Annotated in this window: 5 protein-coding genes; 4 read left to right on the top strand and 1 reads right to left on the bottom strand. The window is 74.3% G+C overall.

Translation table 11 applies throughout. The annotated features are described in order from the left end of the window. The 4 genes from AB0J02_RS04160 (at nucleotide 1) to AB0J02_RS04145 (ending at nucleotide 9,816) form a co-directional block, all read left to right on the top strand. The gene (locus AB0J02_RS04160; RefSeq protein ID WP_363191998.1) at nucleotides 1–2,829 is read left to right on the top strand and encodes an NHLP bacteriocin export ABC transporter permease/ATPase subunit; all 2,829 of its coding nucleotides are present in this window, start codon (nucleotides 1–3) and stop codon (nucleotides 2,827–2,829) included. Between the two features lie 82 nt (nucleotides 2,830–2,911). Further along, nucleotides 2,912–3,571 (top strand): SLATT domain-containing protein, encoded by a 660-nt coding sequence (locus AB0J02_RS04155; protein ID WP_363191997.1) that lies wholly within the window; start codon nucleotides 2,912–2,914, stop codon nucleotides 3,569–3,571. A 22-nt stretch (nucleotides 3,572–3,593) separates the two neighbouring features. Continuing rightward, nucleotides 3,594–7,745 (top strand): FtsK/SpoIIIE domain-containing protein, encoded by a 4,152-nt coding sequence (locus AB0J02_RS04150; RefSeq protein ID WP_363191996.1) that lies wholly within the window; start codon nucleotides 3,594–3,596, stop codon nucleotides 7,743–7,745. 73 nt (nucleotides 7,746–7,818) lie between these two features. Next, on the top strand, nucleotides 7,819–9,816 hold the full coding sequence (locus AB0J02_RS04145) for a metallophosphoesterase (RefSeq protein WP_363191994.1): 1,998 nt from the start codon (nucleotides 7,819–7,821) through the stop codon (nucleotides 9,814–9,816). Nucleotides 9,817–9,850: 34 nt separating this feature from the next. Here AB0J02_RS04145 and AB0J02_RS04140 read toward each other — a convergent pair whose 3' ends face one another. Beyond that, nucleotides 9,851–11,107, bottom strand: coding sequence for a hypothetical protein (locus tag AB0J02_RS04140; RefSeq protein ID WP_363191993.1), 1,257 nt, complete (start codon nucleotides 11,105–11,107; stop codon nucleotides 9,851–9,853). Nucleotides 11,108–11,245: the final 138 nt, after the last annotated feature.

Raw genomic sequence — 11,245 nt, 5'->3', positions numbered from 1 at the left:
GTGACGTACACACAAGCCGAGTTCACCCAGCATGCCGCCTCGGACCAGGTGGTGGCGGCGTTCGGCGGGCTCGGCACTCCGGTCGACTGCACCGGTCTGCGCAGCCTGCCGCTGGAGGGCCCGCAGGTGCTGTGGCTCGTCGTGGGCGGCGCGCTCGACCTGTTCGCCGTGGACGCGCACTCCCAGGGGCACTGGCACTTCCTGGGCCGCCTGGAGCCGGGCACGCTGCTGCTCGGCCCCGTCGAGGGCACCCAGCACACCCTGGTGGGGCGGCCGCTGGCGGGCTGTGCGGTGCGCCGCATCCCGCTGCGCGAGCTGCCCTACGCGCCGCCCTCCTACGAGGGTGCGTACGACATGGCGTGGAGCCTGCTGGAGGAGGCGTTCGCGCTCGGCGTCGGGCGCGGCCAGCGGGTGCTGTTCGAGGCACCCCTCAACGAACGGGCCGGGCCCACGACGGCCGACGACGTCACCGGCGACGACGACGTACTGTGGCCCCAACTCGCTCCGGGCAGCGTGCAGTACGGGTCGGCGTACGCCGCCGAGGCGGCCGCCGATCTGCTGATGGACGGCGCGCTGTGGCAGCGGATGGTGAACCAGCAGTACCGGCTGCTGTCCACGCTCGACCGGTGGATCGAACGGCTGGAGAGCGCGCACGAGGACCGGACGGCGGCCGGGATCCGCGCGGGCGAGGCCGTCCGCGAGCAGGCCGACCGGACGCTGCTCGCGTCGATCGGCACGCGCGGGCGGCGCGGCCGCGGGTCGCAGGCCGGGGTCGACGCGACGTACGCGGCCTGCAAGGTGGTCGCGGACGCGTCCGGCATCACGCTGCTGGAGCCCGGCCACGGTGGCGCCGTCAGCGACCGGATCGACCCGGTCGAGCAGATCGCGGTCGCCTCGCGGATCCGCACCCGCCCGGTACGGCTCGTCGGGGACTGGTGGCGCCAGGACACGGGGCCGCTGGTCGGCTTCCGGGCCACGTCCGGGGCGCCGGTCGCGCTCCTGTGGCGGCGCGGCGGCTACGAGGCCGTGCACCCCTCCGCGGAGCGGGGCACGCGCGTCGACGAGGACACCGTGGAGGATTTCGAGGAGCGTGCCGTGATGCTCTACCGTCCGCTGCCGGACGGGGAGTTGTCACCCTGGAGGCTGGCCCGGTTCAGTCTGCGGGCCGCCGCATCCGACGTGCGCAGGCTTTTGCTCGCGGGGCTTGTCACGGTGGGGCTCGGCGCCCTCGTGCCCGTCGCGACGGGCCAGGTCCTCGGCACATACGTACCGAACGCGCAGACGAGCCTGATCACCCAGGTCTCCCTGGCGGTGGTGGTCACGAGCATCGTGTCCGCCGTCTTCATGCTGCTGCAGAACGTGACGGTGCTGCGGGTCGAGGGCCGCGTCGAGAGCGTGCTCCAACCGGCCGTCTGGGACCGCCTGTTGAGGCTCCCCACCCGCTTCTTCGCGGCGCGCTCCACGGGCGAGCTGGCGAGCGCGGCGATGGGCATCAGCGCGATCCGCAGACTGCTGTCCGGGGTGGGCCCGGTGGCCGTGCAGTCGATGACGGTCGGCGCCATGAACCTGGTGCTGCTCCTCCTCTACAGCGTGCCCCTGGCGCTGGCCGCGCTCGGCATGCTGGTCGTCGTGGCGGCCGTCTTCCTCACGCTCGGGCTGTGGGAACTGCGGTGGCAGCGCCGCCTGGTGGTGCTCAACAACAAGCTCAACAACCGGGCGTTCCAGACCTTGCGCGGCCTGCCGAAGCTGCGGGTCGCCGGGGCGGAGAGCTTCGCGTACGCGGCCTGGGCCAAGGAGTTCGCGCACAGCCGGGACCTGCAGCGCCGGGCCGGCCGCATCAAGAACGTGACGACGGTCCTCAACACCGTGTACCTGCCGCTGTGTTCGCTGGTGATGTTCATGCTGCTCGCGGGGCCCGCGCGGGGCAGTCTGTCGGCGGCGGCGTTCCTCACCTTCAACACCGCGGTGACGATGCTCCTGACGTCCGTGACGCAGCTGACGGGCGCGCTGATCTCGGCGGCCGCGGTGCTGCCCATGTACGAGCAGATCAAGCCGGTCCTCGACGCGGAGCCCGAGGTGCGCGGGGCCGCGACGCAACCGGGCGAGCTCACCGGGGCGCTGGAGGCGCGCGGCCTGTCCTTCCGCTACACGGACGACGGCCCGCTGGTCCTGGACGACGTGTCGCTCGCGATCCGCCCCGGCGAGTTCGTGGCCGTGGTCGGCGAGAGCGGCTGCGGCAAGTCGACCCTGCTGCGCCTGCTCATCGGCTTCGACGCCCCGACGTCCGGCAGCGTCCTGTACGACAGCCAGGACCTCTCGGCGCTCGACCAGGCGGCGGTGCGGCGCCAGTGCGGGGTCGTCCTGCAGAACGCGCAGCCGCTGACCGGCTCGATCCTCGACTGCATCTGCGGCGCCGAGGCGTTCACGCAGGAGGAGGCCATGGCGGCGGCGGAGATGGCGGGCCTGGCCGAGGACATCAAGCGGATGCCGATGGGGCTGCACACGATGATCGCGGGCGGCGGCGCGATCTCCGGCGGACAGCGCCAACGCCTCATGATCGCGCAGGCGTTGATCCGCCGCCCGCGCATCCTCTTCTTCGACGAGGCGACGAGCGCGCTCGACAACGAGACCCAGCGCATCGTGATCGACAGCACGCGGGCGCTGCACGCGACCCGGATCGTGATCGCGCACCGCCTGTCCACGGTCCTGGACGCGGACCGGGTGGTCGTCATGTCGGCGGGCCGCGTCGTCCAGCAGGGCGCGCCCGCGGAGCTGCTCGCGGACACGGGCGGGCGGCTGCACGAATTGGTGCGGCGGCAGATGGCGTGAGTGACGGACGGAGCAGCGACAGGGAGCGCTCCGACCGGTTACGCTCACAGTGAGTGAACTCGCCTAGTGCCAGGTGGTGTTGATGCTGCGTCGGGGGATCAGCGATGACACGGCGGGTGACGGCCGCGCGCGACCGCGCAGGGATCTGCGGAGCCGGCCGTTCCCCGCGGTCGCGGGCGACACCCCGCAGGCGCGGCGCGACGCCCTGACGGCGATCCGCGGCTGGGCCGAGCAGGAGGCGGAGGACGCCGTCGACTGGTATCTGAGCGACCGCCGCCGCAAGCGGCTCGGCTCCCGGTTCATCCGCGGCCTGACGATCCTGCTGGCCGTGGCGGGGACGGCCGTCCCCCTGGCGGGCTCACTGAAGGGCGGTCCGCCGCAGGCGCTGGGGTACGTCCTGCTCGCGCTGGCCGCCGGCTGCAAGGGCTTCGACCACTTCTTCGGGCTCTCCGCCGCGTGGATGCGGGACATGGCGGCGGCACAGGCGCTGCGCACGAAGCTGAGCGAGTTCCGGCTCGCGTGGTCGCGCGAGGAGTTGCGCGCCGGGGCTCTCGCGGACGGCATCTCGCCGCGGGATCTGGAGCTGCGGATGGATCTGATCACCGGGCTGGTGTCGGCCGTGCACAGCCAGGTCGAGGGCGAGACGGCGAACTGGCTCACCGAATTCGCGGCGAGCGAGCAGCAGTTGAGAGAACAGACGGCGGTGCCCGGGCCGGTGGCGGTGCCGCCCGCGGGACGCTGAGTTCGGAACGGGGGCGAAGGGCATGGGGCGGATCTTCACGGTGGTCGCGCCGGACGGCGTGGAACGGGACGTGGCGGTGACGGCGGCCGGGGACACGCCGGTGCGGGCCGTCGCGGGAGCGCTGGGCCGGATGTGCGGGCTCGCGGAGGTGCAGTCCCTCTCCCTGCGCGACACGGGAGAGGTGGCGCTCGACGCGTCGCTCGACGAATCACCGCTGCGGGACGGCTGCACGGTCTGGCTCGGCCGGCCGCCCGCGCCGCCGGACCCGGTGGGGCCGGACTTCACCGACCTGCCGCAGGATCTGCTGACGCCGGGGGGCGACGGCACCCTGATGTTCCGCAGGCCGCCGCGGGCGCTGCCGCCCGCGCTCCCGGACGACGTGGTGCGGATCCTGGCCCGGCCCGGCGCCGCCAGGTTCAGGAAGCGCCGTGCCGCGAAACGGGCGCGCGAAGAGGTCAAGGCCTATGCGGCCCACGGTGATCCGGGCCCGGACGACATCATGGCGTGGGCCTACGGCGACACGGCCCGGCTGTGGGAGCGCCGGGGCACGGACGAGGACCATCTGCATCTGCGGCTCGGGGTCACCGACGTGTCGGCGTACTCCATCCCCATCCCGCTCGCCCTGCCCGCCACCGGCGTCCTGGGCATCGCGGGTCCCGCCCAGGTCTCGCGGCGCCTCGCCGCCTGGCTGGTCGCGCAGGTGGGGCTGCTGCACAGCCCGGCCGATGTCGGGGTGCGGGTGCTCACGACGTCCTCCGGTGCGGCCGACTGGCGGTTCGCGCGGTGGCTGCCCGGCCTGCGCTCGTACGACAGGGAGAGCCGGCCCCGCATCAGCTGCGACAGCACCGGCCATCTGCGACAGGTCTCCGAGTCCTTGACGACGCTGCGCGAGCGGCAGAGCAGACCGGTGCCGTACGCGGAGGGCACCCGCCGCAGTCTGGTGCTGGTCCTCGACGGCGCCCGCTCGCTCACCTCGCTCCCCGGTGTGTCGCAGCTGCTGCGCGAGGGCCCGGCCGCCGGGGTGTTCGCCATCTGTCTGGCCCCGGACGGGCGGTCGCTGCCCCAGGAGTGCGCGGCCGTGGTGGAGGTCGAGCAGATTCCGCCGCGGTCCGTCGCGGGGGCGCCGAGCGCCACGGCCTTCACCTTGACGACGGGAGGCGGCGCCGACATCACGGGGATCGCCGACACCGTGTCCGACGAGTGGCTGGACCGCATGGCCCGGGCCGTCGCCCCCTTGCGGGACGCCGCCGCCGACGACCTGCGTCCCCGGCCGCACCGCCTCCTCGACCTGCTCGGCCTCGGCACGCCCGACACCCGTGAGATCGCCGCCCGCTGGGAGGCTTCGCCGCGCGGCACCGAGGCGCTCATCGGGCGCTCCATGCCCACCCCGGTCGCGCTCGACCTGCTCAGGGACGGGCCGCACGCCCTGGTCGCGGGCACCACCGGGTCGGGCAAGACGGAGTTTCTGTGCACCTGGATCGCCTCGCTCGCGGTGGCGAACAGACCGGACGAGATGACGTTCATGCTCGTCGACCACAAGGGCAGCGCGGCCTTCCGCGACCTGGTGCGGCTGCCGCACACCGTGGCCGTCGTCAACGACGTGGGGCCCGGTCTCGGCGACCGCGTCCTCGAAGGGCTCGGCGCCGAACTGCGCCGCCGCGAGCGGCGGCTCCTCGAAGCGCACGTGAAGGACATCGGTGAGTACGCGGAACTGCGCGCCCGGGAACCGGAGGGCTCCGACCCCTGGCTGGCGCCGCTGCCCCGGCTCGTCATCGTCATGGACGAGTTCGCCTCGCTGTCCGCCGAGGAACCCGGCTTCCTGTCGGGCATGATCGACATCGCCCGGCGCGGACGCTCGCTGGGCGTGCACCTCGTCTACGCCACCCAGCGGCCCTCGGGTGTGGTCAGTGCGGAGATCCGTGCCCTGACCAACCTGCGGATCGCGCTGCGGCTCAGCAACGCGGCCGAGAGCCAGGACGTCATCGACGCGCCGGACGCCGCCCAGCTGAGCACGTCGTCCCCCGGCGTCGCCCTGATCAGGACCGGCACCTCCGACCCGCTGCTCGTCCAGACCGCCCGCGTCGTCGGCCTGCACCGGCCCGCCGGACGCGAGACGGTCGGCGTGCACGAGATCGCGCCCTACGGTTCCCAGCCGCGCACCCCGCTGACCGTGCGGGCCGAACCGGACTCGGTCGGCACGACGGATCTCGCCCTCCTGGTGGACGCCCTCTGCGAGGCCACCACGCTGCTGTCCGTCGCGGCGCCGCCCACTCCCCTGCCGCCGCCCCTCAAGGAGGTGCTGCCGCTCTCCGACATCCGGCCGCCCTCGCGCGGCCGGGGCCTCGCGCCCCTCGCGTTCGGCCTGGAGGACGCGCCCGAGGAGCAGACCCAGCGCCCGGCCATCCTCGACCTGGCGCGGGACGGCAACCTGCGGATCGCGGGCGCGCCCCGCACGGGCCGCTCGCAGTTCCTGCGCACGCTCGCCGCGGCGGTGGCCCGCCAGCACAGCGCGGCCGACATCCACGTGTACGGCATCGACTGCGGTGACGGCGCGCTGCAGGCCCTGACCGAACTCCCGCACTGCGGCGCCGTCGTGCACCTGGGCCGGCCCGACCACATGGTGCGGCTGCTCGGCATGCTCACCGCCACCGTGCGCAGGCGCCAGGAGCTGCTCTCGCACGGCGGCTTCGCGGACATCGGCGCGCAGCGGCAGTCGGTGGCGGGCCCGCGCCGGATGCACTACCTCCTCGTTCTCCTCGACGGCTGGGAGGAGTTCCTGACCAGCATGGGCTCGACCGACGGCGGCGGCGCCGTGGACGACCTGTACGCGGTGCTGCGCGGCGGGCCGCAGGTCGGGGTCTGCACGGTTCTCGCGGGCGGCTCCCAGATCCTCAACAACCGGCGGCTCGTCTCGCTGACCAAGCGGCTCCTGGTGCTGCGCCTGCCGGACCCCGACTCGTACGCGAGTGTGGGGCTCACCCGGCGGCGGGTGCCCGAAGTGCAGCCCGCGGGGCGGGCGTTGAGCGCCGAGAGCGGGCGGCTGCTGCAGATCGCGACGCTGCCGGGGCCGACGACGCGGCAGGGCCAGACCGACGCGCTGGCGCGTTACGCGGCCCAGGCGCGCGGCCGCGACTCCGTGGTCCAGGGCAGCCAGCGCCCGTTCCGTATCGAGGATCTGCCGCTGGTGGCCGACCAGTTCCACGTGGGGACGGGAAAGGGCAGGCCGGTGGGGCGGGAGGCGGAGCTGGCCTGGCTGCGGGACCGGCATGCCACCGGCGCCTCGGTCGCCCTCCTCGGGCCGCGCAGGGCGGGCAAGACGTGGGTGCTGGAGGAGCTGTGGCGGCGGCTGCGCGCCGACGGCGCGACGGCTGTCCGGCCCATCATGGTGCTGCCGGCCGGCGGGCAGGTCGACACCCCGGACGCGCTGGCCCACCTCCTGGACCGCAGGCTCTCCGGGCCCGGCGCGGCCCAGCGGCTGATCAACAAGGTGGGCAAGCGCTCCGGCTCGGACCGGATGGCGTTCCTGCTGGACGAGATCGGACGGCTCGTCAACTACGACCCGGGGGTGGTCTCGTGGCTGCGCGACCTGGGGCAGGCGGGGGCCTGGTTCGTCTACACGGGCACCGAGAAGGACTGGCACCGGGTGGTGCGCTGGGCGCTGACCGCGCCGGGGTCGAGCTTCGGCAACGACGTGAACGCGCGGGTGCTGGGCCCGCTGGACGACCAGTCGGCGCTGAAGTTCCTCACCGGCACGGCGGAGAACCTCGGGGTGAACATCGCGCCCGACCGCACCGGCCGGGCCGTCCTCGACCTGGTCGGCACCTGGCCGTTCTACCTCCAGGTCGTCGGCGACGCGGTGGTCAGGGCGGCGCAGGCCAACGAGGTCCGGCCGCTCTCCGACGACGGGGCCCTGGCCGAGCTCGTGGAGCAGCGGCTGATCGTGGAGTGGGACCACCACTTCCGGGCCCGCTGGGAGGAGATCGGCCGGGCCGGACGCGCCGCGCTGCTCGCCGACCCCGGCCACGTGCCGGTGGACGCGGCCCGCGCCCAGCGCAACGACCTGCGCGAGGTGGGGCTGCTCCGCCACCACAACCGATGGCTGTCCGACCGGCCGTTCTTCGACTGGATCGGCCACAGCGAGAGCTCCCTGCGCGACGCGGAGTCCCGGCCGTGACCGGCGCCCCGCGGTCCGCCCCGCCCGCCCCTGTCCGTCTCCCCCGCTCCCCAGGCATCCAGGAATGACGACGATGACCGACTTCTGGCCCAGCCAGGCCTACCGCCACGACCTCGACATCCGCTTCGCCGACGGCGCGGTCCCCGCGTGGGCCCGCCCGATGGTGGAGGGCCAGCAGCCCAACAGCACCGCCTGGGCGGTCGTGATGGCGCGGCGCGCCGGGAAGAGCTGGCTGGCGCAGGCCGCCGAGCGGGCGCAGGCCCCCGGCCGGGCACGCCGGATCGATCTGCGCTCCGGCGAGGCCACCGTCCGCCGGGCGGGGCTCGGCTGTCTCATCGGGCTCATCGGCAGGCGCGCGGCGCCGGCGTCGGACCCGGGCACGGTGCTGTTCGTCGACGAGCCCGCGCTCTCCGCGGCGGGCGGGCGCGGGCCCGGTGTCGACCCGGCCGTGCTCGCCGCGGGGCTCGAACAGGTGCGGGAGGCCGGGATGGTCCCCGTGGTCCTCGCGACACCTGCCGAACACGAGCTGCTCGGACCGTACTTGGGCGTCGACCACCCCAAGGACGTACTGCGGCCGCCGGTGCTCTCGCCCGAGGAGTGCGCCCGGATGGCCGGGCGCGCCCCGGGCTGGGCGCCCCGGGTGGTGGAGCTGCTCCGCGACTCCTTCCCCGGCTGGCTGCAGACCCCGTTCCTGCTCGAACTGGCGCTGCATTGCGCCGAGTTGCACCCGGCGCTGCGGGAGGACACCGAGGCGCTCGACCGTGCGGCGTACGACGAGGCCATGCAGCGCCACGCCTACATCGACCAGTGGTTCCACAACGGCATGTCGGAGGCGGGCCGCGCACGGCTGCGCGCGCATCGCTGGCGCCGCTCCGGGGTGGGCGTGGCCGAGCCCGACGACCGGACCGCGCAGGCGCGGACCGGCGCCGCCGACCCGGCCGCCGACCCGGTCCTCGCCCACCATCTGCCCGAGGTGCTCCGCCTCCACCACGTGTCCGACCTGCACCACGGCGGCAACCTGCGGTCGAACGTCGACGCCAAGGACGGCACCGAGGCGGGCCGCAGGCTGGCCTCCCTCGCGGGCGCGGGCTCCCCCATGGACAGCTATCTGGAGCATCTGCGCCAGCTCGGTGGACTCGGCCGCGCGCCCCACCTGTTGGTCGTGACGGGCGATCTGGTGAACCGGCCGCACGACACGTTCGGCACCCTCGCGCTCAACTGGTTGCGCGAGGCGGGGAAGGCGCTCGCGGACCATCCGGACCTGCGCGCGGACGATCCGCGGGTCCTGCTGGTCGGCGGCAACCACGACGTGTCGTGGGACCTGACCCTCGATCCGCGGCCCGCGGCGCGGCACGAGTGGTTCGCGCGGACCTTCGCCGGGTTCCCGCACCCCGATCTCCAGGAGCCCCGGCACGACCGGCGCCGCCTGTACGTGAAGTACCCGGAGGCGGGGCTGCGGATCGCGCTGCTCGGCTCCGCGGAGTCGGGCGGCGAGGCGGCGCGCGACGAGGACCGGCAGAAGCTGGAGACGGCTCAGGAGGAGTTCGCCCACACGCTGGAGGAGAGCCAGCTGTCGGCGCTGATACTGGACTTCGAGCGGATCGACCCCGGGGTCGTCTCGCGCGCCGTGCTCGACCGGCTCGCCCCCGACCAGGGCTACACCACGCTCGCCGCCCTGCACCACCCGCTCTCCCCGGTCCCGGCGGTGGAGATCGCCCCGTACTCGGGTGTCGTCAACGCCGGTCAGGCCAAGCGGGCGCTGGCCGCCGCCGAGACGTCGCTGGTCCTGCACGGCCATACGCACCTGGGGTTCCTGGCCGCCGAACGGCTGCTCGGCGGCCGCCAGGAGTGGACGACGCGGATCGCGGGGGCGCCCGCGCTCGGCAGCCGCGAGACCGACGAACACAACGGCTACAACGAGGTGTTCGTGGCCCGCGAGGGCGACGCCCACACCCTCGCCGTCCGCACGGTCCGGCTGGACGGCGGCCAGTGGGTGGCGGACGACCCGGTCATCGCCTTCCGTCCGGGCGCCCCGGCGGAGCTCTCCGTGGCGGAGCTGTGCCGGGACTGACGGCCCGTCACCGGGGTCCCGGGCCGCGCCGCCCTCAGCGCACGTCCCCGAACTCGCTCAACACCCCTTCGGGCGCGAGCGCGTTCACATAGTGGCCGGGGCCGTGGTCCTCGAAGGAGTACTTGAAGGGGAGAGAGCGGGTCAGTGCGAGGCGCGCCGCGAAGAAGGCGAGCGGCGCGACGACGGCGAGCCCCGCGAGGCTCTCCATCTGGGGGTAGGGCAGGGCCGGGTCGCGGCGCTCGACCCAGCCCTGTGCGCGGGTCCGGCGCGGTGTCGCGGCGAGCCGGCGCAGTCGGCGCACGGGGATGACGCCGGAGAGCAGGTCACCGGGGATCGAGATGGCCTCGGCCGCCGAGTCGGCGGCGGCGGCGAACACGGCGTCGAGGCCCGCGCGGGGCCTGCGGTAGTGGAACTCGCGGCCGAACGCGGCGTACGGGCCGACGGGGCGCGGCGGCAGGGCGGGCACGACGTCGCGGTCGTGGATGTAGCGCAGGAGCCGGTCGCGCAGCAGGTGCCCGCCGTTGACGTCGGTGGCGCTTTCGCAGGCGCGGGCCAGCTCGGGTCCGCCCAGCATGGGCTGGCCGAAGGTGTAGACGGCGCGCAGACAGCGGGCGATGCGGGCGTAGCGCGGTTCGTGGACGAGGGTGACCGCCATCAGTGCCGCCATGGCCGCGCCGAGGCTGTGGCCGGTGATGTAGAGCGCTTCGAGGCCGCCGCCCCGCGTGCCCTCTTCGCGCGGGTCGACGGATTCGCCGCGCACCGCCCGGTCGAGGGCTTCCAGGACCAGATGACGGGTGGCGCGCATGTTGCGGTAGAAGCCCGCGTGCACGGGGTGGCGTACGCCGTGGAGGTCGACGCGGAGTGTGTCGGGGTGCACGTCGGCGTCGGTGAGGATGCTGATGATGTCCTCGGGCTGCGTGCCGCGGTAACAGAGGATCGCGACGCGCCGGTCCCGGTCCTGGACGAGGTAGGCGGCCGAGGCGACGTACAGGGCGTCGACGCGCTGTTCCAAGAGGCGGCAGCGGTTCTCGTCGAGGCCGAGCCGGGTCGCCATCATGGCGACCGTCTGCGCGTCGCCGCCCTGGGCGAACCCGGCGTAGGCGTACGCCGACAGGGTCGCGAGGACGTGCGGAAGGACGCCGTCCGGGTCGGGGTGCCCCTTGTCGTCCAGCAGGCGTTCGAGCAGGTCGGGGTAGACGGGAAAGCTCGGCCGGCCGGGCTCGACGAACGTCGGCTCCTTGAGGGGGCGCAGCTCGGCGAAGGCGGGGCCGTGCTCGGTCGTGTCCCGCATGGGACCTCCCTGGGCGGGTTGCGAGCACACCACCGGGGCGGAGTGCCGTCAAGGCGTCGCTGACCGGCCATCGGCGGCGCCGCCGGGAGAGGCGCGTGAGGGGCGGGCGGCGCAGGGTACGGCGCCGGGCCGGCGGCC

Origin of the sequence: Streptomyces sp. NPDC050264 (genome assembly GCF_040655895.1) — a bacterium.
Classification (GTDB): domain Bacteria; phylum Actinomycetota; class Actinomycetes; order Streptomycetales; family Streptomycetaceae; genus Streptomyces.
This window is presented reverse-complemented; position numbering and strand designations above follow the sequence as displayed.

Excerpts from the sequence above, each read along its gene's own strand:
- AB0J02_RS04155 (WP_363191997.1), top strand. The coding sequence starts at position 2,912 with ATGCTGCGTCGGGGGATCAGCGATGACACGGCGGGTGACGGCCGCGCG.
- AB0J02_RS04150 (WP_363191996.1), top strand. The coding sequence starts at position 3,594 with ATGGGGCGGATCTTCACGGTGGTCGCGCCGGACGGCGTGGAACGGGAC.
- AB0J02_RS04145 (WP_363191994.1), top strand. The coding sequence starts at position 7,819 with ATGACCGACTTCTGGCCCAGCCAGGCCTACCGCCACGACCTCGACATC.
- AB0J02_RS04140 (WP_363191993.1), bottom strand. The coding sequence starts at position 11,107 with ATGCGGGACACGACCGAGCACGGCCCCGCCTTCGCCGAGCTGCGCCCC.